This is a genomic window from Albibacillus kandeliae (genome assembly GCF_003116585.1).
Taxonomy (GTDB): domain Bacteria; phylum Pseudomonadota; class Alphaproteobacteria; order Rhodobacterales; family Rhodobacteraceae; genus Albibacillus; species Albibacillus kandeliae.
This window is the reverse complement of record NZ_QEHM01000007.1, coordinates 122,117-148,457: the sequence shown is the minus strand read 5'-3', so window position 1 is coordinate 148,457 and position 26,341 is coordinate 122,117. Positions and strand designations below refer to the sequence as shown.

22 protein-coding genes are annotated in these 26,341 nt (G+C 66.9%); 7 read left to right on the top strand and 15 right to left on the bottom strand.

The annotated features are described in order from the left end of the window. The first annotated feature begins 284 nt into the window (after window positions 1-284). Window positions 285-1,589, top strand: coding sequence for a short-chain fatty acid transporter (locus DDT93_RS16550; protein WP_109466980.1), 1,305 nt, complete (start codon window positions 285-287; stop codon window positions 1,587-1,589). A gap of 46 nt (window positions 1,590-1,635) precedes the next feature. Here DDT93_RS16550 and DDT93_RS16545 read toward each other — a convergent pair whose 3' ends face one another. The 3 genes from DDT93_RS16545 to DDT93_RS26540 are packed head-to-tail and all read right to left on the bottom strand — an operon-like array spanning window position 1,636 to window position 6,196. Then, entirely contained in the window at window positions 1,636-4,779 is a 3,144-nt protein-coding gene (locus DDT93_RS16545) for an efflux RND transporter permease subunit (RefSeq protein WP_109466979.1), read from the bottom strand. A gap of 5 nt (window positions 4,780-4,784) precedes the next feature. Then, window positions 4,785-5,888, bottom strand: a complete 1,104-nt coding sequence (locus DDT93_RS16540) for an efflux RND transporter periplasmic adaptor subunit (RefSeq protein ID WP_157960202.1) — start codon at window positions 5,886-5,888, stop codon at window positions 4,785-4,787. A 29-nt stretch (window positions 5,889-5,917) separates the two neighbouring features. Then, window positions 5,918-6,196 carry a hypothetical protein gene (locus DDT93_RS26540; RefSeq protein WP_157960201.1) on the bottom strand — a complete coding sequence of 93 codons (279 nt, stop codon included), beginning with the start codon at window positions 6,194-6,196 and terminating at the stop codon, window positions 5,918-5,920. Window positions 6,197-6,308: 112 nt separating this feature from the next. Between DDT93_RS26540 and DDT93_RS16535 the strand changes: the two genes are divergently transcribed. From DDT93_RS16535 to DDT93_RS16515, 5 genes are all read left to right on the top strand, one after another. After that, window positions 6,309-7,046: a response regulator transcription factor gene (locus tag DDT93_RS16535; RefSeq protein WP_109466977.1), complete on the top strand. Its 738-nt coding sequence runs from the start codon at window positions 6,309-6,311 to the stop codon at window positions 7,044-7,046. Window position 7,047: 1 nt separating this feature from the next. Next, the gene (locus tag DDT93_RS16530; protein ID WP_109466976.1) at window positions 7,048-8,403 is read left to right on the top strand and encodes a sensor histidine kinase; all 1,356 of its coding nucleotides are present in this window, start codon (window positions 7,048-7,050) and stop codon (window positions 8,401-8,403) included. A 147-nt stretch (window positions 8,404-8,550) separates the two neighbouring features. Continuing rightward, entirely contained in the window at window positions 8,551-10,146 is a 1,596-nt protein-coding gene (locus tag DDT93_RS16525; RefSeq protein ID WP_109466975.1) for an ABC transporter substrate-binding protein, read from the top strand. Between the two features lie 71 nt (window positions 10,147-10,217). Beyond that, complete coding sequence (locus DDT93_RS16520) at window positions 10,218-11,636, top strand: amidase (RefSeq protein ID WP_109466974.1); 1,419 nt, start codon at window positions 10,218-10,220, stop codon at window positions 11,634-11,636. A gap of 85 nt (window positions 11,637-11,721) precedes the next feature. Then, window positions 11,722-12,585: an AraC family transcriptional regulator gene (locus tag DDT93_RS16515; protein ID WP_109466973.1), complete on the top strand. Its 864-nt coding sequence runs from the start codon at window positions 11,722-11,724 to the stop codon at window positions 12,583-12,585. A 24-nt stretch (window positions 12,586-12,609) separates the two neighbouring features. Here DDT93_RS16515 and DDT93_RS16510 read toward each other — a convergent pair whose 3' ends face one another. The 10 genes from DDT93_RS16510 to DDT93_RS16465 form a co-directional block, all read right to left on the bottom strand. Beyond that, a complete protein-coding gene (locus DDT93_RS16510) occupies window positions 12,610-13,380 on the bottom strand; it encodes an HpcH/HpaI aldolase family protein (protein WP_109466972.1) in 771 nt (256 codons plus the stop codon). Then, window positions 13,377-14,159 (bottom strand): FAA hydrolase family protein, encoded by a 783-nt coding sequence (locus tag DDT93_RS16505; protein WP_109466971.1) that lies wholly within the window; start codon window positions 14,157-14,159, stop codon window positions 13,377-13,379. Before DDT93_RS16505 ends, DDT93_RS16510 begins: the two co-directional genes overlap by 4 nt. A gap of 10 nt (window positions 14,160-14,169) precedes the next feature. Next, window positions 14,170-15,624 carry a 2-hydroxymuconic semialdehyde dehydrogenase gene (locus DDT93_RS16500; protein ID WP_109466970.1) on the bottom strand — a complete coding sequence of 485 codons (1,455 nt, stop codon included), beginning with the start codon at window positions 15,622-15,624 and terminating at the stop codon, window positions 14,170-14,172. Continuing rightward, on the bottom strand, window positions 15,621-16,313 hold the full coding sequence (locus DDT93_RS16495) for a class II aldolase/adducin family protein (protein ID WP_232825482.1): 693 nt from the start codon (window positions 16,311-16,313) through the stop codon (window positions 15,621-15,623). The genes DDT93_RS16500 and DDT93_RS16495 overlap by 4 nt, the downstream gene beginning before the upstream one ends. Before the next feature lie 5 nt (window positions 16,314-16,318). Then, window positions 16,319-17,176: a VOC family protein gene (locus tag DDT93_RS16490; RefSeq protein ID WP_109466968.1), complete on the bottom strand. Its 858-nt coding sequence runs from the start codon at window positions 17,174-17,176 to the stop codon at window positions 16,319-16,321. Continuing rightward, window positions 17,173-18,039 carry a VOC family protein gene (locus DDT93_RS16485; protein ID WP_109466967.1) on the bottom strand — a complete coding sequence of 289 codons (867 nt, stop codon included), beginning with the start codon at window positions 18,037-18,039 and terminating at the stop codon, window positions 17,173-17,175. Before DDT93_RS16485 ends, DDT93_RS16490 begins: the two co-directional genes overlap by 4 nt. Window positions 18,040-18,104: 65 nt before the next feature. Beyond that, the gene (locus DDT93_RS16480; protein WP_109466966.1) at window positions 18,105-19,079 is read right to left on the bottom strand and encodes a TRAP transporter substrate-binding protein; all 975 of its coding nucleotides are present in this window, start codon (window positions 19,077-19,079) and stop codon (window positions 18,105-18,107) included. Beyond that, window positions 19,076-20,017 (bottom strand): 3-hydroxyacyl-CoA dehydrogenase NAD-binding domain-containing protein, encoded by a 942-nt coding sequence (locus DDT93_RS16475; protein WP_109466965.1) that lies wholly within the window; start codon window positions 20,015-20,017, stop codon window positions 19,076-19,078. The genes DDT93_RS16480 and DDT93_RS16475 overlap by 4 nt, the downstream gene beginning before the upstream one ends. Continuing rightward, the gene (locus DDT93_RS16470; protein ID WP_109466964.1) at window positions 20,017-21,288 is read right to left on the bottom strand and encodes a TRAP transporter large permease; all 1,272 of its coding nucleotides are present in this window, start codon (window positions 21,286-21,288) and stop codon (window positions 20,017-20,019) included. The genes DDT93_RS16475 and DDT93_RS16470 overlap by 1 nt, the downstream gene beginning before the upstream one ends. Further along, a complete protein-coding gene (locus tag DDT93_RS16465) occupies window positions 21,285-21,845 on the bottom strand; it encodes a TRAP transporter small permease (protein ID WP_109466963.1) in 561 nt (186 codons plus the stop codon). The genes DDT93_RS16470 and DDT93_RS16465 overlap by 4 nt, the downstream gene beginning before the upstream one ends. A 171-nt stretch (window positions 21,846-22,016) precedes the next feature. Here DDT93_RS16465 and DDT93_RS16460 point away from each other — a divergent pair, with 171 nt between their 5' ends. After that, complete coding sequence (locus DDT93_RS16460) at window positions 22,017-22,688, top strand: GntR family transcriptional regulator (RefSeq protein ID WP_109467211.1); 672 nt, start codon at window positions 22,017-22,019, stop codon at window positions 22,686-22,688. A 1-nt stretch (window position 22,689) separates the two neighbouring features. Here DDT93_RS16460 and DDT93_RS16455 read toward each other — a convergent pair whose 3' ends face one another. Together DDT93_RS16455 and DDT93_RS16450 are read right to left on the bottom strand one after the other, a co-directional pair. After that, window positions 22,690-23,229: a hypothetical protein gene (locus DDT93_RS16455; protein WP_157960200.1), complete on the bottom strand. Its 540-nt coding sequence runs from the start codon at window positions 23,227-23,229 to the stop codon at window positions 22,690-22,692. 13 nt (window positions 23,230-23,242) lie between these two features. Next, window positions 23,243-26,194 (bottom strand): hypothetical protein, encoded by a 2,952-nt coding sequence (locus tag DDT93_RS16450; protein ID WP_109466961.1) that lies wholly within the window; start codon window positions 26,192-26,194, stop codon window positions 23,243-23,245. Window positions 26,195-26,341: the final 147 nt, after the last annotated feature.

Here is a 26,341-nt window from a genome sequence, read left to right as displayed (position 1 = left end):
AGCGCAAAAAAGCACCCGAACCGGGTTCGATTTTCCGGTCAACCGCGCCCTCGGCGCCTTGTTCACCCGTGAACCATGGTCTATCGGCTGTCACCGTAAGCCGCTGGCCAGCGGCCGACCCAGCCCAATCACTGGACATCGACTAGAACAACAGAGACCCCCCGCAGCTTTCCTGGTGTCCCACCCGGCAGCCGACCCCCGTGTCGTGCCGAGGCACGGACATTTCCGGACTCCTCCGCAGGCGCTGCCGAACGGTTCTCTATCGCATAGGAGACCCAATTCCCGTGGAAGCGATTACCAATTTTTCCGTGCGCATCGTGCAGCGCTACCTGCCAAGCGCCTTCGTGCTGGCCCTGATCCTGACCTTCATCGTGTTCCTGCTCGGCATGGGCATGGCGGGCCAGTCGCCCGTTGCCATGGCCGGCTTCTGGGGCGACGGCTTTGCCAAGCTCTTTACCTTTGCCATGCAGATGGTCCTCGTGCTGGTCACCGGCTACGTGCTGGCCATGACCCCGCCGGTTCAGGCCATGCTCTCGGCGCTGACCCGCAAGGCGGGCAACATGCGCCAGGCGCTTGCCATCACCATCATCACCAGCTTCGTCTGCTACTACCTCAACTGGGGTTTCGGCATGGTCGCGGGTGCGATCCTCGCCCGTGAAATGGGCCGCCGGGTTCACGTCCACTTCCCGCTGATCGTCGCCGCCGCATATGGCGGTGAACTGGTGCGCGGCCCCTCCTCCTCGATCCCGCTGGTCATCGCCACGCCCGGTCACTTCATGGAGCAGGCCATCGGCATCGTGCCCGTGTCCGAAACGCTCTACGCCTGGTGGAACATCCTGCTGACCCTGCTCCTGCTGGTCCTGCTGGTCATCTTCTTCATGTTCCAGAAACAGCCCGAGAAGATCGTCAAGTTCGAGGGCGAGGCCGACGACGAGCTCGCGCCGCGTCCGGCCCCTGCCGACATGACCCCTTCGGACCGGCTGGAACACAGCCGCCTGCCCACGCTGATCCTCGGCCTTCTGGCCGCCGCCTACGTGATCATCCAGATGGTGAACGGCTCCTTCTCGGTCACCCTGAACAGCTGGATCCTGATCTTCCTCGCCCTCGGTCTCGTGCTGCACCGCAGCCCCGCGGCCTATGTCGCGGTGACCAATCAGGCCGTGCGCGCGGCCTCAGGCATCATCATCCAGTTCCCGCTTTACGCCGGGATCGCCGGGATGATGACCGGCTCGGGCCTCGTGACCCAGTTCTCCGACGCGATCATCTCGATCGCGACGCCGGAAACCTTCCCGGTCCTGACCTTCCTCTGCGCAGGTGTGGTGAACTTCTTCATCCCCTCGGGCGGCGGCCAGTGGGCGATCCAGGGTCCGGTGATGATGGAAGCCGCGGCGGCGCTCGGCGCCAACCCGGCGCACACGATCATGGCCTTCGCATGGGGTGACGGCTGGACCAACCAGATCCAGCCGTTCTGGGCGCTGCCGCTCCTCGGCGTTGCCGGTCTCTCCGCCCGCGACATCATGGGCTACCTGCTGATCTGGCTCGCCATCTCCGGCATCGCCATCGCTGCGGTCTTCACCCTGATCGCCTAGGTATTGCGGCGCCCGGTCCGGTTCCCCGGTCCGGGCGTTCCCGCTCTCAGCTCTCGTGGCTGGCGTGGGCGCGACCGCGCCGCGCCAGCCGCTCCTCCACCTGCCGGACCACCACGAACATCGCGGGCACCACGAAAAGGCCCAGCACCGTCGAAACCAGCATCCCGCTGATCACCGATATCCCGATGGATTTCGACGCGTTCGCCCCGGCACCGCTCGACAGCACAAGCGGCAGCATCCCGAGAATGAAGGCAAGCGAGGTCATCACGATGGGCCGCAGCCGCCGCTCGCCCGCCGCCAGCGCCGCGTCGATCAGCGACTTGCCGTGATGGATGCGCATGTCGCGGGCATACTCCACGATCAGGATGGCATTCTTGGCCGCCAGCGCAATCAGCAGGACGATCCCGATCTGCGTGTAGAGCGTATTCTGCAAGCCGAGCGCCAGCAGGACCCCGACGGTCCCGGTCAGCGCGATAGGCACCGAGAGGATCACCGGCAGCGGCCCGAGCCAGCTTTCGTACTGCCCGGCCAGCAGCAGGTAGACCAGCACCAGCGCCAGCGCGAAGGCGAAATAGACCTGGTTTCCCGCAATCTCCTCCTGAAAGGATAGACCGGTCCATTCGGTCCCGAAGCCCGCCGGCAGGTCGGCCGCGGCCGCCTCCATGATCTCCATCACCGTGCCCGTGCTGACCCCACGCTGGGGCTGCACCAGCAGCTGCACCGCCGGACGCAGATTGTAGAGCGTGGCGAGCGCCGGACCCGAGCCCTCGCTCAGATGAACAAGGCTCGCAAGCGGGACCATCTCGCCCGAGGCATTCGCGACGCTCAGCCGCCCGATCCCCTCCGCCATCGCGCGGGTGTCGCCCTCCGCCTGAATGTAGACCTGAAACGTCTGGCCGAAGCGAGTGAACTGGTTGACGAAACTGGACCCGAGATAGCCGGACAGCGCCGAGAACACGTCCGAGACGTTCACCCCCATCAGCGCCGACTTGTCGCGGTCCACGTCCAGTATGATCTGGGGTGCATCGGTGGCCGAGGCGACGTTGATGTTGCCGATGCGCGGGTCTTGCCGCAGCCGCGTGGTGAAATCGTCGACGGTCTCCGACAAGCGGGCGAAATCGGTGCTCCCGCCCTGCAGCGTCAGCATCATCTGCGCGCCCGCCGCGCTGCCCACACCCTGCATCGGGGGCGGCGGCACCACCAGTGCCGACCCGTCGGGCAGATCCGAGAGCACCTCGTTCAGATGCAGGTACATCGGCAGCAGGCCGTGGTCCTTGCCGCGCTCCTCCCACGGGGTCAGGACGATGTAAACGGCCCCGGCATTGGACAGCGAGGCATTGCCGTTCAGCAGCGAAACCCCGGCAACCGTGATGACATTGGCGATGCCTTCGGTCCCGTCCAGCCGCCGCACCACCTCCAGCAGCGCCGCATCGGTCCGCTCCAGCGAGGCACCGGGCGGCAGCGAGACGGAAGCGACAAAGTAGCCCTGATCCTCGATCGGGAGAAACCCGCCCGGCACCTTCTGCAGCCCCGTAAACCCCAGCCCCATCAGCCCCACCGCCAGCACGCAGACCGCGATGCGCCAGCGCAGCACGCGCGGCAGGATCCGCATGTAGACCCGCTCCATCCACGCCTCGAACCGCGCGAACCCCCGGAACACGGCGTTGCGCTTTTCCGGCGGGGCCAGCGGCTTCATCCACTGCGCCGCCTGCACCGGCTTGAGCGTGATCGCGTTGACCGCACTGATCAGCGCGGTCGCGGCGATCACCAGCGCGAACTGCTTGTAGAGCTCGCCGGTCAGCCCCGGGAGGAAGGCCGCGGGAAGGAACACCGCCAGCAGCACCAGCGTGATGCCGATGATCGGGCCGAACAGTTCGTGCATCGCCGCCTCTGCCGCATCCGGGCCCGAAACGCCCGGGCGCAACTTCTCTGCGGCACCCTCGACCACCACGATGGCGTCGTCCACCACGATCCCGATGGCAAGCACCAGCGCAAACAGCGTGGACATGTTCACCGTGAACCCCATGACGGCCATCACCGCGAAGGCGCCCACCAGTGTTACCGGCACCGTCGTCGCCGGCACCAGCGTCGCGCGCCAGTCCTGCAGGAAGAGCAGGATCACCACCAGCACGATCACGAAGGCCTCGACCAGCGTGTGCCAGACCTGCTCGACCGCCGCATCGACGAACAGCGTGGTATTGAAGGGAACGTCGTAGCCAAGCCCCGGCGGGAAGTCCTTTGCGAGGTCCTCCATCCGCGCATCGACCGCCCGCGCCACGTCCAGCGCGTTGGCCTCCGGCAACTGGCTGATCGCCAGTGCCGCCGAGGCACGTCCGTTCACCCGGAACACCTGCCCATAGCTCTTGGACCCCAGCTCGATCCGGGCGATGTCCCGCAGCCGGGTCACCGTGCCGCTCGCCAGGTCGCTCTTCACCACGACGTTCTCGAACCCCTGCACGTCGTTCAGCCGCCCGTCGATCACGATCGGTCTCTGAAACCCCTGCCCCGTCGCCACCGGTGGCATGCCGACCTGCCCCGCCGAAACCGTCTGGCTCTGCGCCTTGATCGCGTTCGACACGTCCGAGGGCGAGAGGTTGAGCACCCGCATCCGCTCGGCGTCGAGCCAGATACGCATGGCGTAGTCCCCCGCCCCGAGGATCGAAACCCCGCCGACCCCCGGCACTCGCGCCAGTTCGTCCGCGAGGTTGATGCGTGCGTAGTTGGCAAGGAACAGGCTGTCGTACTTGGGATCCGCCCCCGACAGCGTGACGAACTCGAGGATCGCGGTCGACCGCTTGCCAACGGTCACGCCCTGCGTCTGCACCGAGGAGGGAAGCAGCGCGGTCGCCGCGTCGACCCTGTTCTGCACAAGGATCTGGGCCTGGTCCGCATCGGTCCCGATGGCGAAGGTCACGGTCAGGCTGTAGACCCCGTCGCCGGTGCTGGTGGACTGCATGTAGATCATGCCCGCCACGCCATTCACCTGCTGCTCGATGGGCAGCCCGACCGTCTCCATCACCATCGCCGCGCTCGCGCCGGGAAAGCGCACCGAGACCTGGATCGTCGGCGGGGTGATGTCGGGGTACTGCGCAATCGGCAGGCGAAAGAAGGACACCGCGCCGATCAGCATGGTCAGCAGCGCGATGACATTGGCCAGAACCGGACGCCGGATGAAGAAACGTGCGAACAAAGGCCCTACTCCACCGCGTTGATGATGTCGCCGGGCCTGGCCCCCGACATGACGTTGGCGACTACCCGAGCCGTATTACCAAGCGAACCCTTCACCTCCTGCCCGGCCTCGCCCCTCACGCCGAGCGTGACATCGACCCGCTGCACGAGGCCATCCGATCCGACCGCCAGCACATAGCTGCCGCCCTGGTCCGAGCCGATGGCCGCGTCTGGCAGGTAGAGCGCGTCGGCCACGGTCTCGTAAGGAATGCGGAGCCGCACGAAGAGGCCCGGCAACAGCACCCGGTCAGGATTGGGAAAGACCGCCCGCACCGAGAGTGTGCCGGTCGCGGCATTGGTCAGCGGCGCCACATAGTCGATGCTGCCGATCAAGGGATCCTCCCCCTCGCGCGTCCGCGCCTCGACCACGATGTCGGACAGGTCCTTTCGGGTGAGGCCCCGCGCCTTGCCCACGTCGCGCAGGCGCAGCATGTCGGTATCGGGAATGGCAAAGGTCACCTTGGCAGGGTCGAGCTGGACGATGGTTGCCAGCGTCGTCACGCCGCCCTGCCCCACCAGCGCGCCCACATCCGCAAGATGGGCGCTGACGTATCCGTCAAAGGGCGCCCTGATCTCGGTGTAGCCAAGGTTGATCTCGGCCGCGTCCCGCTGCGCCTCGGCCGAAGCAAGCTGCGCGCGCGCCTCGTCCCGCTGGGTGCGCACCGCGTCGATCTGCGCCTTGGCGATGCTGTTCGAATTCAGCTTGAGATCGCGCTCGAGGCTGGCCTGCGCGTTGTCCAGCGTCGCCTGCGCCTTGGTCACAGCCGCCTCGGCCTGCTTCAGCGCCGCACGGTAGGGCGCAGGCTCGATGACGAACAGCAGCGCGCCCTGCTCCACCGGCTCCCCGTCGCGGTAGGCGATCTGTTCCAGCGTTCCGCTGACCCGCGCGACGAGGTCGACGCTGCTGGCCGCCTTGACCAGTCCCACCTCGCTCAGCGCGCGCGACGCAGGCGCAACCGTCGGCACGACGGTCCGCACCTCCTCGGCGGCGGCAACGGGCCGGGCAAGGAGAACAAGCGCGCACAGCGCGGCGAACAGGGCCCATCGGGGCCGAAAGCGAACCTGCGTCATCGGGTCTGGACTCTGGCCTGCTCCGCGCCTCAGCCCTTGGCCTGCGGCAGCAGTTCGTCCACCGTCTTGGCGCAGGCCGGGCTGACTGCCTCGCGCTTGTCGCGGATGCACTGGGCCAACCGCCCCTCGCCCGCCTTGACGCCGGTACACAGCCGCTTGATGTCGGCGCCGCAGTTCTGTTTCAGCTCGAGTCTCTGGCTCTTGGTCAGGGTCTGGGCGGTGGCGGTGGTGGCGCAGATGGCAAGCGCAACGATCAGAATGGCGGAGCGGAGCATGGCGGGGTCCTCTGGATGGTTCTGGTCCTGCATGTCTGGAACCCTCTCGTGAACCCGCGTTGAACCGCCCGTGTCGAAACATGTCGTTTTGTAAACGGCGGCGGATTTGATTGCGCCGCCCCGACCGATTGCCGAGACTGCGGACATGGAACCCCGCCCCGCCCCGGCCCCGGCCGACACCCTGCTGGTCGTCGAGGACGACCCCGAGATCAGCGCACTGGTCGCCGCCCTGCTCGAGACCGAGGGGTTCCGAGTCACGACCGCCGCCGACACCGCGCAGGCAGAGGCACAGCTTGCCCAAGGCGATCCCGACCTCCTGATCCTCGACGTCATGCTGCCCGGCGAGAGCGGGCTCTCGCTCTGCCGCAGGATCCGGGCGCATTCCGCTGTCCCGATCCTGATGCTCACCGCGCGCGGGGACGAGATCGACCGCGTTCTGGGGCTGGAACTCGGTGCCGACGATTATCTCGTCAAACCCTTCGCTCCCCGCGAGCTGGTCGCCCGCATCCGGGCCCTGCTGCGTCGTTCGCGGATGGGTGCTTCGCCCGAATCCGAGGCGCGCAAGACCTTTGCCTTCGACCGCTTCGTGATCGACCTCGACGGCCGCGATCTGCGCGATACCGCCGGCCTGCCCGTCACCCTGACGAGCGCCGAGTTCGACCTGCTGGCAACTTTCGTGCGGCGCCCCCGCAGGCTGTTGTCGCGCGACCAGCTCATCGACGCGGTCAGCGGCCGCAGCGCCGATCCCTTCGACCGCACCATCGACGTGCTGATCTCGCGCCTGCGCCGCAAGCTCGCGGCGGCAAGCCCCGACGTGGTGCTGATCTCGACCGTGCGTGGCGGTGGCTACCTGTTCACACAGGTGGTCCGGACCCTGCCCTGAGATGGCCACACGCTCGCCCACCCGGATCCGCAGGCTCGGCGCCTTCCTCGTCGCCGCCCTGCTGGCCATGTGGCTCGCCCTCCTCATCGCGGGCTACACCGGCGGCTCTGGGGCGATCTTCGGTTACGAGCCCGCGCCCGAGCGCATCGCCGCCATCGTGACGCTGGTCGAGGACACGCCGCCGGATCAACGCGAGACATTGCTTGCAGCCTTGGAGACACCTGCCTTCTCGCTCACCCTCCTGCCCGAGGGCACCCTGCAGGCAGGCGCCCCGGCCCGGACCGACGAGACACTGATGCGCCGCTACACCGGGGCGCTCGCGGGCCATCCCTTCACCGCGACACGCCAGCCCGGCGCGGCCCGGCCCGACGACCCGATCCACCTGAACTGGCAGCGCCGCAAGCTACTGACGCTCCAGATCGGCCTCACCTCGGGCGAACGGCTGGTGATCGAAGCGGCCAGCCCCACCATCGTCACCGGGCTCGGCACCCCGGTCGGGTTGATGGCCGGTGCAGTCGGCACGCTGATCTCGCTGGTTGCGCTCTGGACCCTCTGGCGCGAAACCCGGCCACTCGCGGAACTGGCGCGGGCGACCGAGCGGATCGACCTCTCCGGCGCGCCGGTGCCTTTGCCCGAAACCCGCCGCCAGAGCCACGAGATCCGCGCCCTCGCCCGCGCCCTGTCGCAGCTCCAGACCCGGCTCGCCGCCGTTCTGCAGGCCCGCATGGCGCTGATCGGAGGCATCTCGCACGATGTCCGAACCTTCACCACGCGCCTGCGCCTGCGGGTCGAGTCCATCCCAGACCCCGATCAGCGCGACCGCGCCATCGCCGACATCGAGAGCATGACCCGCCTGCTCGACGATGCCCTGCTCGCCGCGCGCGGCAGCAGCGGCGAGGATCTGCGCGAACTGGTCGACATGGCTGAACTGGTCCGGTCCGAGGCGGCTGAACTGGCCGGGCGCGGCATGGCGGTCTCCCTGTTGCCCGGCACGCCCGAACAGGGGCTCTACGTTCTGGGCGACCCGCTCGCGCTGCGCAGGATCCTGCTGAACCTCACCGAGAACGCGGTGCGCTACGGCGCTGCCGCCCGCATCGGGCTGGAGGGCACCACCGACAGCGTCCTTGTCCGGATCGAGGACGACGGCCCCGGCATCCCGCCCGAAGCGCGCGAGGCATTGCAGGAGCCCTTCACCCGTGGCGAGGGGTCGCGCAACCGGGCGACCGGGGGCGCAGGGCTTGGTCTCGCCGTCGCGCGCAGCCTGATCGAGGCCCACGGCGGCCTCCTCAGCCTCGATCCGCAGGCCAACCGGGGGGCCACCGTCGCTCTGACCCTGCCCCGGTTCACCGAGGTCTGAGCCCCCGCGCCCCGCGTGGCCGCATCACGATATTCCCTGTCCGTTTCGCGAAACCACGCCTCGGGCCGCTGGCATAAGTCTGGAGCGTCACTGCGGACAAACAGCGCAACCGGCCCGCACCGGAAACAACCCGACAGGAAGAGTCCCATGAAAAGACGCGATTTTCACAAACTGCTGCTCGGAACCGCCTCGACGGCCCTCGCCGCCGGTACCGGCGTGATGGGCGACGGCCTGGCCTATGCCGCTACCCCCACCGGCGGGCTGACCTCGATCGTCCAGCCCGAGCCGCCGATCCTTGTCCTCGCCCTCAACCAGCAGCTTCCGACCATGCAGGTTGCCGGCAAGATCTACGAAAGCCTGCTGGACTTCGATCTCGACCTGAACCCCAAGCCGCAGCTGGCCGAGGAATGGTCGATCTCCGAGGACGGGCTGACCTACACCTTCAAGCTGGTAAAGAACGCCAAGTGGCACGACGGCGAGCCGTTCACCGCCGCCGACGTCGTCTTTACCTGCACCGAACTTCTGCCCGCCGTACACCCGCTGGCGCGGGACTACTTCAGCCATTGCGAGAGCATCACCGCGCTTGACGACCACACGGTCGAGTTCCGGCTGGACGCGCCCTTTGCGCCGTTCCTGCTGTGCTTTGAATCCTCCTCCTCACCGATGATGCCAAAGCACCTCTACGAGGGCACCGACTTCCGCAACGCCCCGGCCAACGACACGCCCGTCGGCACCGGCCCGTTCAAGTTCTCGGAATGGCAGCGCGGCCAGCACATCCACCTTGTCGCCTTCGAGGACTACTACCGCGAGGGGCAGCCCGGCCTGACCGAGATCTGGTACCAGATCATCCCCGATGCGGCCTCCCGTTCGGTCGCGATCGAGACCGGCAGCGTGCAGCTTGCTCAATGGGGCGATATCGAGACCTTCGACGTCGCACGGCTCGCCGCCATGCCGGGCCTCGAGATGACCACCAAGGGCTACGAATTCTACTCGCCGGTGCTCTGGTACGAGGTCAACCTGCGCAAAGCGCCCTTCAACGACCTGCGCTTCCGCAAGGCGATGATGCACCTACTCGACAAGGACTTCATCGTCGAACGCATCATGTTCGGCCTCGCCGCGCCCGCCACCGGCCCGGTCGCCTCGACGACCAAGTACTACGATCCGCAGATCCCGCAGTACGACTTCGACGTGGACGCCGCCAACGCGATCCTGGACGAGATGGGCATGACCCGGGGCGAGAACGGCATCCGCACGACCATCCGCTTCCTCGTCGCACCCTACGGCGAGATCTGGACCCGCCTCGCCGAGTACTTCCGGCAGGCGATGAGCGCGGGCGGGATCGAGGTGATCCTCGACTCGACCGATGTGGCCGGCTGGGGCACCAGCGTCGCCAACTGGGATTACGAGGTCTCCACCAACATGATCTTCCAGTACGGCGACCCGGCGCTTGGCGTATCGCGCAGCTATGTCAGCACGAACATCCGCAAGGGCGTGCTCTTCACCAACACCCAGGGCTACGAGAACCCCGAGGTAGATCGCCTCTTCACCGAAGCCTCGCAGGAAACCAACGACGCCCGGCGGCAGGAGCTCTACACCCAGCTCCAGACCATCCTGGCAGAGGAACTGCCGGTGCTCTGGATGACCGAGCAGCGCTACGCGACAATCTACAGCGACCAGCTGAAGGACCTTATCGTTTCCGCCAACGGCGTGAACGCGAACTTCGCCCGGGCCCACTTCGCCTGAGCGACTCCCCGGCGCGGGCAGCTTTCGGGCGGCCCGCGCCTTCCTCCTCTCCACTCAGATCGGGGCAACAGGTGTCGGAACCGTTCAACCTGACGGCGGAGGCGCTCGCGCGGGCCATCCGCGAGGGCCACATCAGCGCGGTCGAGGCCATCGAGTCGGCCCTGCGCCGGATCGAAGCGGTGAACCCCGCGATCAACGCTGTCGTCGATCCCCTCCCCGAAGAGGCTCTTGCGGTCGCCCGCGCCGCCGACGCGGCACAGCGCGCGGGCCTGCCGCTCGGCCCGCTCCACGGGGTGCCCGTAACCGTCAAGATCAACGTCGATTACGGCGGGCGCGCCACCACCAACGGCGTCGTCGCCCTGCGCGACAACATCGCCCCCGAGGACGGATCGGTGGTGCGCAACCTGAAAGCCGCAGGGGCAATCATCATCGGCCGCACCAATACCCCCTGCTTCTCCATGCGGATCTGCACCGCCAACGACCTGCACGGCCACACCCGCAACCCGCACGACCCGGGGCTCACCCCGGGCGGCTCCTCCGGCGGCGCGGGCGCGGCGACCGCCACCGGCATCGGCGCCATCGGCCACGGCAACGACATCGGCGGCTCGATCCGCTATCCCGCCTATTGCAACGGGCTCTACGGCCTGCGCCCCTCCGTGGGGCTGTCTGCCTGCTACAATCCGACCGAGACCAATGGCCGGTTCATCGTGACCGAGCTCGCCAACGTGGACGGCCCGCAGGCCCGCTCGGTCGAAGACCTGCGCCTTGCCATGCTGGCCCTCTCGGCCCCCGACCCGCGCGACGCGATCCAGACCCCGGCTGCGGGTCTCTTCGCACCGCTCGGTCACACCCCCTGCCGCGTCGCCATGCTGGCCGAAACCGAGGAAAGCGAAGTGGCCCCCGAAGTTTCCGCCGCGATCCGGCAGGCCGGTGCCATCCTCGCCGACACGGGCTACGACGTGGTCGAGACCCCACCACCCTCCATGCTCGACCTGCTCGGCTACTGGCGGCTGATGCTCGGCAACGAGATGCGGGCCGGGCTCGGCCCCCGGATCGTCGCGCAGGGCGATGCAGGCATGCGCCGCGCATGGGAGATCCTCGCGCACGACCTGCCGGACCTCTCAGGGCGCGACGACTTTCTGCGCGCACTGGCGCAACGCGCGACGCTGCTGCGCCAATGGCAGGACTTCTTCACCGACTGCCCGCTCCTCCTGACCGCGACCAGCTGGGCCCGACCCATGCCCGACGGCTACGACATCGCCGAGGACGCCGACGGCGAATGGATCGCCCGCGCCAGCGCCCCCGCCGCCGGTCCGCCGATCATCGGGCTTCCCGGTCTCGCTGTTCCGGTCGGCACCCGCCCCGGAGCGCCGATCGGCGTGCAGCTCATGTCGCACCGCTACGGCGACCGGCGACTGCTGGAAGCCGGGGCGGTGATCGAAAGAGCCATCGGCCCGCTACTGCCCGTGAATCCGGCAGCGGCGCTCTGAACCTGCGCCCGCGCCGGCGATTTCCAATGCACCCCACCCCGGTCTCGTGGCATCGTCGACGCCAGACGAACCCGAGGACGACCCAATGCGGAAAGACGCGCCCGACACCCGATCCAAGCTGCATGCGAACATGCTTACGGCCTTCGGCACCCATCGCTACTACAGCAGTGATATCGCCGAGACCTGCACCATGGTCGACCGGCTGGCTGAAGACAGCGACCCTTTCTTCGCCATCGAGGCGATCTATCCCGCCGGGTTCGAGACCACCCGCCATTCCCACGACCGGGGGCAGGTGACCTTTGTGCGCGACGGGATGATGTCGCTGGTGACCGACGACCAGACCCTGATAGTCCCCGCGCGCCACGCGGTCTGGGTGCCCGCCCACATGTCGCATCAACCGCTGGCACAGGGCCATGTCTGCGTGATGTCGGCCTATGCCGCGCGCGAATGCTGGGGCGATCTGCCCGGCACCTGCCAGGTGTTCCAGGCCTCCGACATGCTGGAGCCGCTGATCAAGCGGGTCATCGCCTGCCAGCTCACCCGCGACGACGGGCCGATCCACGATGCGCTGCTGCTGCTCCTGCATCAGGAGGCGATCCGCAGCCCCAAGCTCGCCACCGGAACCCCGATGCCCTCGGACCCGCGTCTGCGCCGGGTGTGCGAGCGGGTGCTGCGCTGCCCGACGATGGCCCAGAACAAGGAAGAGATGGCTCGCTATGGCAACATGAGCAGCCGCACCATGACCCGGCTGTTCCGCTCCGAATTCAACGTGACCTACTCGGAGTGGGTCCAGCAGGCGCTGATCCTCTCGGCCATCGGCCTGCTGGTGCGAGGCTTCCCGGTGTCCCACGTGGCCTACGAGCTGGGTTACACCAGCCCCAGCGCCTTCACTGCCATGTTCAAGCGGCGCATCGGGCAGAGCCCGTCGAACTTCGCGCGGCCGCACTGATCCGGCAGCCGCGCAAACATGTGTTCAGGACTCGCCGCGAAGGTCCTTCAGTACCTGCGCGGCCGAACGCATCAGCAGCCCGAGATCCACGGCCCCCGCGACAAAGCTGAAACCCCAGCCGCGATAGCGCAGCGCGTCGGCAGAGTTGGTCGCGAGGATCCCCGCCGGGGTGCCCACGGCCTTCAGCCGCTGCGCCGCCAGTTCGATCGCCTCCTGCACACCCGCGTCACCCGGGCTGCCCAGCTTGCCAAAGCTCGCGGCAAGGTCCGACGGCCCGATGAAGACGCCATCGACACCCTCAACCGCCGCGATTTCCTCCAGCCGGTCGAGCGCCTCGACCGTCTCGACCTGCACCAGAACGCCGATCTCGCTGTTGGCCCGCGCGAAGTAGTCGGTGGCAAGACCGAACCGGCTGGCCCGCGTCGCCCCGGCCACCCCACGGATGCCCTCGGGAGGATAGCGCGTTGCCGCAACCGCTGCGGCCGCCTCCTCCGCGGTCTGCACGAAGGGGATCAGCAGGGTCTGCGCCCCGATGTCCAGCGCCCGTTTGATCAGAACCTTGTCGTTCCACGCCGGGCGCATCACCAGGCTCGACTCGCCCGCCGACGCCGCCTGAAGCAGCGGCTGGACCTGCGCGAGGTCCAGCGCCGAATGCTCGGTATCGAACAGCAGCCAATCAAAGCCCAGCAGCCCCAGCGCCTCGGCCGCGACCGGGCTGCCCAGCGACATCCAGAGCCCGTCGAGGTCTTCGCCCGCGAGCAGCCGCTTCTTGAACTGATTTACCGGCGTCTTCATACGAACTGCACCGCAACCGAGCCCAGCGGACCGAAGTCCGCGTGGAGCGTGTCACCTTTAGCAGCCCAGACCGGCCGGGTGAAGCTGCCCGAAAGCATCATGTGCCCCGGCTCCAGCACCGTCCCGAAGGGCGCCAGCTTGTTCGCCAGCCACGCAATCGCCATCGCCGGATGTCCCAGAACGCCACAGGCGAGCCCGGTCTCCTCGATCTGGCTGTTGCGGTAGAAGGCGGCACCGACCCAGCGCAGGTCGACATCCTCGGGGCGCACCGGGCGGCCGCCCAGCACGATCCCCGCCGCCGCGCCGTTGTCGGCCACGGTGTCGTAGATCTTGCGCGGCTCGGTCACCCGGGCGTCGATGATCTCGATCGAAGGCACGACCCATTCGGTCGCCCGCATGACGTCGATCAGCCCCACGTTCGGCCCCTTCAGCGGCTCCTTGAGGATGAAGGTCAGTTCCGGCTCGACACGTGGAACGCAGAAGTCCTCGAACTTCACCTGCGCCCCGTCGCTCAGCACGAGGTCATCGAACAGGTAACCGTAGTCGGGCTCGTCGATCTTGGACGAGGCCTGCATCGCCTTCGAGGTCAGCCCGATCTTGTGGCCCACGATCTTAGCCCCGGCCTTGACCTTGGCCTCGGCCACGGCGCTCGAGATGGCATAGCTGTCCGCGATCTCGATATCGGGAAACATTTCCGAGGGGCGGCGGCCCTGCACCTTGGTGCGGTGGCTTTCGAGCAGTCCTTCGACGCAGGCCTGGCGGTCCTTATCACTCAGCATGTCTTGTCCTTCAGAGCTTGATGCACACGTTGCGCAGTTCGGAATAGAATTCAAGCGAGTGCAGCCCGCCCTCGCGGCCGATGCCGCTGGACTTGGACCCGCCGAAGGGGGTGCGCAGATCGCGCAGGAACCAGCAGTTCACCCAGGTGATGCCCACCTCAATCTGGCTTGCCACGCGATGCGCGGTGCCCAGGTTGGTGGTCCAGATCGTCGTCGCCAGCCCATAGGGCGAGTTGTTGGCCAGCGCGACGCCCTCCTCCTCGGTGTCGAAGGGCCGGATATGGGTGCAGGGGCCAAAGATCTCGTCGGTGACCACCGGGTGATCTTCCTCCAGCCCGGTCCACACCGTCGGCTCGACCCAGTAACCACCCTCGTAGCCCTGCATCTCGGGCGCCCCGCCCCCGGCGAGAATTTCGGCGCCACCGGCACGCGCCTTGTCGTAGTAGCCCAGCACCTTCGCGCGGTGTTCAGCCGAAATCACCGTGCCCATGGTCACCGCGTCATCGAACGGGTCGCCCATGCGATAGCTGCGTGCCTTCTCGGCCAGCCCCTCGCAGATCCGCTCGTAGATGCCACGCTGCACATACAGCCGCTCGGTGCCAAGGCAGACCTGCCCGGTATTGGCGAAACAGGCGCGCCCGATCCCTTCCAGCGTCTTGTCGAGATCCGCGTCGTCAAAGATGATCCCCGCGTTCTTGCCGCCGAGTTCGAGGCTGACCGGGCGCACCCCGTTGGCGGCGGCCTTCATGATCGCCTCGCCGGTCCGGGTCTCACCGGTAAAGGTGATCCCGTCGACACCGGGATGGCTTGTCAGGAACTCGCCCGCCGCGCCGGGGCCGAAGCCGTGAACAACGTTGTAGACCCCGCGCGGGATGCCGACGGCGTTCATCACCTCGCCCAGCAGCGTTGCGGTGGCCGGGGTTTCTTCCGACGGTTTCACCACCACCGTGTTGCCGCAGGCCAGCGCCGGGGCCACCTTCCACGTCATCAGCAGCAGCGGCAGGTTCCACGGGCAGACCACGCCGATCACCCCGCGCGGCCCGCGCAGCGCATAGTTCAGCGCGCCGCCACCATCGGGCGTCGCCATCTCGAAGGTCTCGGTCGAGGCGGTCAGGATCTGGTCGGCAAAGACGTTGAAGTTGGCCGCGCCGCGCGGAATGTCGATGTGGCTCGCGATGCTGCGTGGCTTGCCGGTGTCGCGGATCTCGGCCGCGAGGAATTCGTCGAACCGCGCGTTGATCCCGTCCGCCAGCTTGCGCAGCAACCCGACCCGTTCCGCCACGCTCATCCGGCCCCACGGACCCTTCAGCGCCGCACGGGCCGCGCCCACGGCGGCGTCCACGTCATCCTTTCCCGCCGCCGACACCTCGGCAAAGACCTCGCCCGTTGTCGGGAAGTGGTTGGCGAAGGTGCCGCCGGATCCGGCAGTGAACTGGCCGTCGATGAAGTTGAGTATCTTGGTCACTTTGTCGTCCCTTGGTTCGGCTGGGGCAACTCAGGGTCGCCATAGCTCAGGTAATCCCACATGCGTTCGAAAATGCGCCCCTGCCGGGTCGCGCGCGCCTCTGCTTCGGCGGGCAGAACCACCGGCAGATCCGTCAGTCCCGAGGACAGCGCGGCCAGTTCGACCCGGCACATGTCTTCGAGGTACCAGGCAAGGCCCACGGCCTCCTGAAGCGTCTCGCCCGCCACCACCGCGCCGTTGCCGCGCATGATGACCCCGGCGCTCTCGCCCATCGCGTCGATCACGCCAACGGCGCGCGCGTCGTCGCGCACCAGCTGAATGTCGTCCCAGTAACCGACACGCGGCGCGAAATAGGTTCCGAACCCGTGCCGCATCTCGGGGACCCGGCCCAGGGCGGCGAGTGCCATCATGGCTGGCCCCATGAAGCGCACCACGCCGCCCACGCCGGAACGGCGTCGGTAAATCTGCTGGTGCAGGCGCACCTCGCCCAGCACCCCTTCGGGCAGCGGGCCGTGCACCGGCACCTCGTCACAGTCCTGGCCGACCTGCACATGCGCCATCGGCACCGGCGGGCAGACGAGGAAACGCGCGGCATCGACCCGGGCAGAACAATGGCCATAGGCATGGACCAGCCCGGCCCGACCCAGCGCGCGGGCGGCGACCCGCGTCGTGCGTGCAAACTCTTCCATCGTCATCAATCCTTGAACGCGGCAATGTTCGGGGCCGCGCCCCACTGGCAGAAGCCCTTGGGCGCAAAGTGGAACTGGCGGTCGCGCCACAGCGGCTCGTCGTGGATCTCGGCCACGCCGCTGGAGTATTCAAAGGTCATCCCCTCCGGCCCGGTGAAATACAGGAACTCCGCCGAGGAGGTCGGATGCCGGCCCGGCCCGAAGGTCACGGTCAGCTGCTTCTCGCGCACGAAGTTGAAGCTGCGCTGGATGTCGTCCGTCCCGGCAACCTGGTGGTTGATGTGCTGGATCCCCGGCTTGTGGAACGGGAACAGCGCGATGGAATGGTGGATCGTTCCCAGCCGCATCAGCGGAGCATCCCCGATCCGGTCCGACACCCGCGCGTTGCAGACCTGCGTCCAGAACGCCTCGTCCCGTTCGAGGTCGTTCGAACACAGACCCACATGGCTGAACCCGGTGATCCCCGCATCGCGGGTGCCGTGATAGGCCCGCGCCGAGGTATCGGGGCGCAGGACGAACTCGATCTGGTTGCCCATCGGGTCCTTGAAGGCGATGAACGCCGCCACGTGGCGCAACTCGCATTCCTCGCGGGTGCCGTAGTGCACCGCGTGGCCAAGGCTGTCGAGCGTTGCCCCCGCACGGTTCAGATCGTCCGCCGAGCCGATTTCGAACGCGGTGGTCTGATCCTCCGGGTTGCCCTCGAAGTAGCAGAGCGTGTGCTGGCGGTCGTCGGACTTGAAGTAGACCGCGCCGGGGCGGCGCCCGGAAATCTCCAGCCCGAGGATGTTCACCGCGTACCATTCCGCCCCCGCGAGGTCGGTGGTGCCGAGGCGGCAATAGACGACGTCCTTCAACTCAATCATTTGTCGGCTCCTCCGTTGAACTCGGGCATGGTGCTGGGCGAGCCCCATGCGCAATGGCTCAGCGCCTCGTCCGGGAACTGGCGCGGACCGTTCGCCTCCGGCGCACCCATCGGCGTGGCATAGGTGTAGACGATGTCGCCCACGCCTCGGGTGCTCACGAACTTGGCGCCCGAGGTCGGCTGCCGCCCCGGCCCGTGCACGACCGGAAGCTGCCGCCCCTGCATGAAGTACCAGTTGCGCATCACGTGATCGGTGGTCTCGACACCAAAGGAGATACCGAGCACCCCGTCGCGCGCGGAGGGGTAGAGCGCGACCCGGTGGTGCGCCCCGTCGATATTGATAAAGGCCGCCTGCCCGGCCCAGTCCGACACCGTGCCGCCGATGCCCTCGGTCCAGAACCGTTCATTGGCGGCGACGTCGGTGCAGGCCATCTGCACCGCCTGCAACCCGACGATGCCGGTGGGACGCGGCCCGTGGAACGGCCAGCCCGAGGTCATCGGGCGCCACACGATGTCGACCATCACGCCATTCGGCGCAGGCGCCGTGACACCCGCCTTGATCTGTCGCGCCGCGCAGCTTTCGGCATCCAGCCAGTCGGCTGCGAACCCTGCCGCCTCCAGCCGCTCTTTGGCCGCGTCCAGCTCGGGGCGGGTGGCAACCGTCACGGCAACCGAGGCCACGGGCTCGCCCGCGCCGTCCACGTAACAGAGCGCGTGATTGCGGGCGTCCGAGCGGAAGTAGAGCGCGGCGTCGGTCCGGTCCTCCAGCTTCAGTCCCAGAACGTCGCTGCCGTATTCGGCCGCGGCGTCCAGGCTCGGCACCGGCAGGCGCAGGTAACGAAGGTCGCGGAATGGTGCAGTCATGGTCTCTCTCTCCCTCAATCGCCTGCGGGCCCGGGCCGACACATGCCGGCCCGGCGCCGTTCCTCCTAGTGGCCGGCCTCGGCCTCGATCTCGCTCAGCATCGGGGCCTTGGTCCGCCACTCCTCATACCATGCATCGATGGCCGGGCCGAACCAGTCGCGGCCCACCGTGGTCACCGGAACATTCGTGGTCTCCAGATCGGCTTTGTACTTGGCGTCGATCTCGCCGTACTTGCCCACCATCTCGTCCAGCTTGGCCGCGAAGACTTCGCTGATCACCGCCCGGTCAGCCTCGGAGATACCCTGCCACTTGCGCCCGGAGCCGATGGCCGCCATCGGGAACATCATGTGGTTCGAGATGATGATCGACTTGGCGTGCTCGTAGTACTTGGTGTTCCAGGTTCCCTCGACGTCGATCTGCATCCCGTCCACCTGACCGTTGGCAAAGGCATCATACAGTGCGGGCAGCGGCATCGGGGTCGGAGCGGCACCAAGGCTGGTCCAGAACGCCAGCTCGGGCGCAAACGGGATGGTCCGGATCTTCAGACCCTTCAGGTCCTCCACCGTCTTGACCTCGGGCCCGGTCACGATCATCCGCATCCCGGCCATGCCCCAACCAAACCCGACGAGACCGAAGTCGGCCATGCCGTCCAGCAGCTTCTGTGCGGTCGGCCCCTTCAGCAGTTCGCGCGCACCGGCCACGTCATCGACGAGGTAAGGCGCGAGGAAGATGCCATAGTTCGGGTTCCGGTTGGCAAACTCGCCCAGCGTGAAGAAGGCAAAGTCCAGCGCGCCGGTCTGCAGCTGCTGCAGCATCTGCGCCTCGTTGCCCAGCTGCCCCGACGGGAAGATCAGGATATCGACACGGCCCTCGGTCTTCTCCTTGATCTCCGCCGCGGCCTCGATCGCCGAGACCGTCCACTGGTGCGGCGGCGGCGTGATCAGGCCCAGCCGGTATTCATCGGCCTGGCTCACCTGCGGCAAGGCCAGCGCGGCCAGGCTCAGGATTGGGCCCAGGGCCCTCTTGTAGAAACGTTTCATTGTCTTCCTCCCTCTCCATGAGAATTCGATCTGATCTCGGCCACCGCCCGCATCACCTCGGGCAGGGCCTGGTCGCGCGCCGCGGCAATCTCGGCCACGGGCCGCGGGTCGGCGGCGCTCATCTGCTGTTCCAGCGCGCGGCCCGTCGCCTCGTCCAGGGCCGGAGCCCCGAGATCCCGCCACATCGCTTCGGTCGCGGGACCGAGGGCCGCGAGGTATCCCGCCATGCCGGATGCGCCGCCCGACAGGTGGAACACGCCGCCCGGCCCCATCAGGCACCAGCGCGGCGCCAGCCCCTCGCTGACCGCACGCTCCACGTCCGCCAGTGTCGCGGCGCCGGATGCGACGAGGTGAACGGCCTCGCGCCACAGGGCGAACTGCAACCGGTTCACGAGATGCCCCTGCATCGGCTTGGCCATGCGCAGCACGGTCTTGCCCATGCCCGCGTAGAGCGCCTCTGCATCCGCCAGCATCTGGTCCGGTGTTGTCTCCTGCCCCACCAGTTCGACCGTCGGCATCAGGTAGGGCGGATTGCAGGGATGCGCGATGAACAGCCGCTCGGGATGGGCCATGCCCTCCGCAATCGCACCGGGGGTGAACCCGGACGAGGAGGAGGCCACCGGCACCGACGCCCCGATCCGGCGTTCAAGATCGGCCAGCACCCGGTGCTTCAGCCCGAGATCCTCGGGCAGCGCCTCCTGAACCAGCTCCGGCGCAGGCGCATCTTCGGCGCGCAGCGCATGGCGCGGCGCCTCGCTCCCCTCACGCAGGGACCCCAGCGCCGCCATCACCGGCCGCGCCGCCTCCCACACCCCGGCCAGCCGCTCTGCCGTGGCCGGATCGGGGTCGACCACCCAGGTGTCGTGCCCCGCCCCGGCAAAGGCCGCGGCCCAGCCGCATCCGATCAGCCCGCCGCCCAGAACCATGACCCGCGCCATCAGACGGCATCCTTCAGCGCTGTGGAGAGCCACGGGAACACCGCCAGCAGAACCAGCACCAGCGCGATCGAGAACAGGAACGGCAGGATCAGCCGCGCGATCCGTTCGGCGCGGATACCGCTCATCAGCGCCGCCGCGAAGAGCCCGGTGCCGACCGGCGGGGTCAGCAACCCCAGCGTCAGGTTAAGGCAGAGGATCACCCCGAACTGGAACGGGTCGATCCCGTAGACCCCCATCGCCACCGGCAGGAACACCGGCACCACGAGGATGATCGCGGGGATCGGGTCAACCACCATGCCGAGCAACAGAAGCATGACGTTCAGCATCAGCAGGAAGGCGACCGGGTTGGTGGTCAGCGACTGCATCCACGCGGCCACCATCGCCGGCAGGTTCTCGAAGGTGATCACCCAGCTGAACACCTGCGCCCCGGCGATCAGGAACAGCACCACCGCCGATCCGCGCCCGGCGCTGACAAAGGCCGGCAGGATCTGTTTCCACGTCATTTCGCGGTAGACGAAGAGCCCGATGAAGGCCGCCGCCGCCGAAGCGATTGCCGCAGCCTCGGTCGGGGTGGCGATACCACCCAGGATCGTGCCCACGATGGTCACCGGAATCAGCGCGGCGGGCAATGCGTTGCGCACGGCCAAGATGCGTTCGCGCAGCGGCATCGGCGGCGTGGTCGGGAAGCCGTGCTTGCGCCCCAGCCACGCGACGACCAGCAGGAAGCCGACGAACATCATGACGCCCGGCACGATCCCGGCGATGAACAGGTCACCGATCGGCAACTGCGCGATCACCCCGAAGATGATGAACATCATCGACGGCGGAATGATCGGCGCCAGCAGGCCACCAGCGGCGGTGATCGCAACGCTCACGTCCTTGGGATAGCCCGCGCGCTCCATCTCGGGGACCGCGATCCGCGACATGATGGTGATCTGCGCCACGGTCGAACCGAGGATCGAGGCCATCATCATGTTGGCCACGAGGTTCACATAGGCCAGACCGCCGCGCAGCTGCCCGAGGATGGCCAGCGCCAGCGCCATCAAGCGCCTCCCGATGCCGCCCGCATTCATGAACTCGCCCAGCAGGATGAACAGCGGCAGCGCCAGCAAACCGTAGTTCTCCATGCCTCCGAAGAACTGCTGCGGGAACGACTGCAACAGGATCCAGTTGCCGGTAACCGCGATATAGACCAGCGCCAGCAGGATCAGCGCAAAGGAGATCGGCACACCCGCCGCAAGAAACCCGATGAAACTGCCCGCCGCGATCATGCGATGTCCTCCCGGGGACCGGTCAGGTGCGCGAGGCTGTGGATCAGACCGTTGAAGCAGAAGACCGGCAGTATCAGCCAGAACCACAGCTTGCGCAGGCCGAGCGTCACGGTCGGCTCCTGGTAGAGAAAGTTGAAGGTCTCGCGCGAGAAGTCCGCGACCGAGCCGGCGCGCCACAGGGTCACCGGATCGAACCAGCGCCAGAGGATTGCAGCGAGGAGGATGAAGAAGACGAAGAGCAGGATATCGACCGCGAGCGCCAGTCCGGCACGCGCCCGTTCGCTCAGCAGGTCGGGCAGCAGCGTCACGGCAAGGTGTTCGCGCCGCGCCAGCGCCAGCGAGGCCCCCAGCAGGGCAGCCCAGATCATCAGGTAGACCGCGGCCTCGTCCACCCAGATCACCGGCGAGCCGATGCTGCGCGACACCACGTTGAGCATGAGGAGCGCAAAGATCCCGACCATAAGCGCACCGATGCCGAAGGATTCTGCCCGCGCGAGCGCCCGGCTGATCCGCGTCAGCCCGCCCCTCACCGAATCTGATCGAAGTGTTTCGTCCATCTCGTCCTCCCGAGGCGGAAGAAATATCGATATTCTGTCATCGTCAATACAAATATTGATATTTTTGCATTATTCACCAAAACATGAAAATTCTGGAGCAAGACCGGAGAACCGGCTATCATCCGGCACAGGAGGGACCGAATGAACAGCTTGAACGGCGCGGAGACGGCAATGACCGAGAAGACAACGGCGGAACGGGCCTATCGCCTGCTGCGCGAAGACATCGTCTCGGGCGCGCTCGAACCGGGGCAGAAGCTCAAGATCGAGATGCTGCGCAACCGCTATGACATCGGGTCGGGCCCCCTGCGCGAGGCCTTGTCACGCCTTGCAGGCGACCACCTCGTCGAGATCCTCGGGCAGCGCGGTTTCATCGTCGCCCCCTTCACCGCGCAGGATGCGCGCGAAATCGGCGACCTTCGCAAGCTGGTCGAGGCCGAGGCGCTGAGCCTGTCGATCCCCAAGGGGGACAGCACGTGGGAAGAAAGGGTGATCACCACCTTCCACCGGCTCGAACGGCTGGAAACGGGACCGGCGCAGGGTGTCCAGGCCCTTGCTGAATGGGAACGGCTGAACCACGCCTTCCACGAGGCTCTGGTCGCCGCCTGCCCCTCCACATGGCTGCTTCGTACCCGGGCCAGCATGTTCAAGCATCATGAACGCTATCGCCGCCTCAGCCGTGTGCGCACGGTCCTGACCCGCGACATCCATGCCGAGCACCGTGCCCTGATGGAAGCGGCCCTCGACAAGGACGTGGTCACCGCGCAATCGGTGATCCGCAGCCATATCGAAAACACCACGCAGGCCGTGGTGCAGGCCATCGAAGTGCTGAAAAAGGCGGGCTAGATCAGCCCTCCTCGTCCTCGTCGTCCACCGCTGTCTTGAGGTTGTCCTCGTCGCCCGCGCGGGGCCCCAGCGCACTCTCACGGATCGACTCCGGCACCGGCACCGGATCGCCCGGAACAGGCGTCAGCGCCATCGGCTCGAAACTGGCGTCGCCGACCGACCCGATGGGCAACGTCACCCGGTAGGGCAGCCCGGTGTGGGTATCGCGCGCAAAGTAGACCAGCGTCTGCCCTTCCAGACGGGGCCGTTCGATGGCCGAGAAATCCGGCAGGCCAAAGTCCCGGATCCGCATGACAGTCGGCTGCCACGGCATGGCCGGGTCCTCCTTCTCGAAGCGCGCCATCGTCAGGGCCTCGTACTTGGCCGGATCGAGGATCACGTCGTATCCCGGTTCGCCAAGAGCCGAGGCGACCCTTGCAAGGTCCTCGGCCGGCGCATCCGGCGCGCGTTGCTGCAGGGCCGCGAGATCCTCCAGCACCTCCTCGTCGTTCACCAGCCCGACGATCCCGTCGTCTCCCAGCGTGAGTTCCAGTGTGTCCATCATGCGTCCCCTGTCAATTCAGCAGGCCCCAGCTCGCCTGCAGCCAATCCCCGCCCAGCTGACTCATGCTGCCCGGCGGGTCAGACTTCTGCCAGAGCATCGGTTCCCCCGAGATCGGGTCGGGGGCCACCACGAAAAAGGTATGCGACTCCGCATCGCCCCAGTTGGTATCCGCCAGCACGATCTGCGGCTCCGAATACTCCTGCACAAGTTTCCGTTGAAGCTTGTTCTCGAAATACTCGGCTCTATAGACCCCCTTAACCGCAGAGCCGATAGCCGCTTTCAAATCCTTCGGCGTCACTGGCGCAGTCGGGCGATGCGTGGCGATATTTGCCTTCAGCTGCTTGAGCTTCGTCTCCGCCTTCTTGCGCTCTGTCGTCGACTTGCCCGAATTCACCGAGTCCGCCTCCAGTTCCGCGATCTCCGGGTTCAGGATATCGTCGAACGTCTTCTGCGCCTCCTCGACCGTCAGCGCCTTCTTCGCAAGGTCGCTACCGGGCTTGACCAGCTTGTCCTGAATCTTCTGCGCCGTCGAACCCGGGCCGGAGAGGAACTCCTGCATGCTTGGGCTGTCGGCGGTCAGGCTGAAATCGTGCATGCCCGCGGTGTCGACCGCAACGGTGGCGGAGGGATTCGGCCCGAGCTTGTCGAGCAGCCCCGTCAGAATGCTCTTGGTGCGTGCGCCGACCTCCGCCGGGGTGCTCGGTTCTTTCGCCGCTTCGCCGATACACTCGGTCCGCAGACCCGTGGCGCCCGGCGTCAGGGCAACCATGGTTTCCTCCGAGAAACCGCCCGAGGCGAGGTTCCAGGGCGGCGCCTTCTTCTTGTCCAGCTCCGCCATGAAGTCGTTCTCGACGGCGGCCACAACGGCCTTGCCCTCTTCCGAATCCTTGTCGTAGCCCGTGGAACTAAGGGCGACTTGCACCGCACGCGCCTTGTACTGGTCGCGGGTCGTGATCTGGTTTCCCCCGGAGTCGATCAGCAAGTATCGGCCACGGTCGGACGAACCGTCCTTTGCCACCTTCGCGCTCTTGACCATTGGATCGTAGACTGTCGAGAACTCGTTCCGGATGGCAACGAGGAAACTCGCCGTTTTGGGGCCTGCGTCCTTGCCAAGCTTTGCCTTCGTCGCCGCTTTCATCTTTTGCGCGGCAGCTTTCGTATCTTGCTTGAGACCCTGCTGAACCACCATGCCTGCCTCGCGGCCGACGGCAGTGGCCAGCGAGTATTCCAGACTGCGGATCAGCGGATCCTCGCCCGGCGGCAGGTTCGTCACGGCGGGCACCTTGGTGCCGCCAGCGGTGGTAAAGGTGCCGTCGACGGCCAGCTCCTTGTACTTCTCCATCGCCGTCAGCGGATCGTTCATGCGCAGGCGCCGGGTCGGCGCGGTGGCAAAACACGAGCCCACCGGCCCCTGGTCCACCGATTGCAGCATCGCGGCCAGCACCGCCTGACGGGCGTCGTTGTCTGTCGGGTCGCCGGTCTTGCCAAGCGCCGAGTTCACCAGCTTCGATCCGCTCTTGCCCGGCGGCGGCGGTGTCACCCCGGCCAGGATGGTCTCTGCTTTGCTCTTGCCGGGCTCCGTGCTCAGCAGCTTGACGGTTTCCAGCACGTGCTTGTTCAGCGCGGGCGTCGCGTTCTCGATCGCGTCGGGATGGAACAGCATGTGGCCGATCGCGGTCTTGGCCTCGTCCGAGCCAAGCGCCAGCTTGCCCTTGTCGTCCAGCATCCCGGCCGCCGCCGCCACGCTGCGCTTCTGGCCCCGCGCCGACAGTTCGTCGGTCTTGCTGTCGGGCAGCGGCGAGGCCTCGACCAGCCCGCCCATCCGGACGTAATCGTCCAGGCGGTCGAAGTAGTCACCGCCGCAGGTGCCGCCCATCTCCATGATCTGCTTGGCATAGGCCTGCGCATCGAAGTCCTTGGGCGCGTCGCCCTTGGCGGACTTGAAGCCTGAATCGAGCTGCGCGCCAACCGTCGCAAGGCCCTTTGCCACGGCCACCGGGTCCATCGCGGCATTCGCAATACCCACCGCATCGGCAGCCAGACGCGGGTGGTTCTCGAACCCGGCGATCAGCTCCTTCAGCGCCTCATCCGGCATCTTGCGCGCCCCGCCCTTGCCCGAGAGCGGGCCGGACTCCAGCTGTTCGGTCAGCATCTGGGTCCCGATCAGCGCATTGGCGAGGTCCTTGGCTTCCTTCTCTTTCTTCTCGGCCTTCTCCTTGGCCTCCCGCGCATCGACGATCTGGCTCATCCGCTCGATGGCTTCGTCGATGCTGTTGACCGGAAGGGCCTCGGCCTCCTTCAGCTTCTTGTCCGCTTCCTCCACCTCGGCATGCGCCGCCGCGGCTGCCTTCTCGGCCTCTTCAATCCGCTCGGGCGTGATCTCCCCGCCGCCGGTCTTGGCGCGCATCGAGTCGAACGCGAGGTGCGCCGCAGCCGCCGCCGCCGGATTGCGGTCGTGCAAATCCTTGAGCTTGCCGGTCCGGGCAACCAGCAGGGCGGCCTTCTCCAGCTCCTTCCGCGCCGCGGCGAAATCGTCCGGTGTCGGCAGTTCCGCCTTCAGGTGATCCGTGATCGCCTTGCGCGCCGTGTCCAGAAAGTCCTGTTCGGCCTTGGTCGCCCCTGCCGCCAGTGTCAGACCGGCGCTGCGCTTCAGCAGATCCGCGCGGGTCTGCTTGACCTGCTGCTCCACCGCCAGGATCGCGGTATAGACCTGCTTGATCGCCGCATTGGCCTGCTTGAACTTGCCGTCGTCCCGATAGGCAAGGGCCGCAAGGTGATCCTCGATCACCGCAGCCTTGCCGACAGACCCAAGCGGAACGCGATTGTTGACCTCGAGAAACTTCGCTTCCGTTTCAAGGAATGCTTCGTATTCCGAGATCTTCTTGGCGTCCGACTTCTTGGTGAAAAAACTGTTGCCAAGGTACTTCTTGATAAACTTGCGCTGCGCCTCGTTCAACGGCATGGCAGTCTACTCCCTGGCCAATTCGGCGCCGATCATGGTGCCTCTGTAACTACCTGTCAAACCTGCATTTGTGCCCGATATCGCCCGACGAACAGGCCCGGAACAGTGCAGGGGCGGGGTATAAATCACTCGTCGCAAAAATCGATT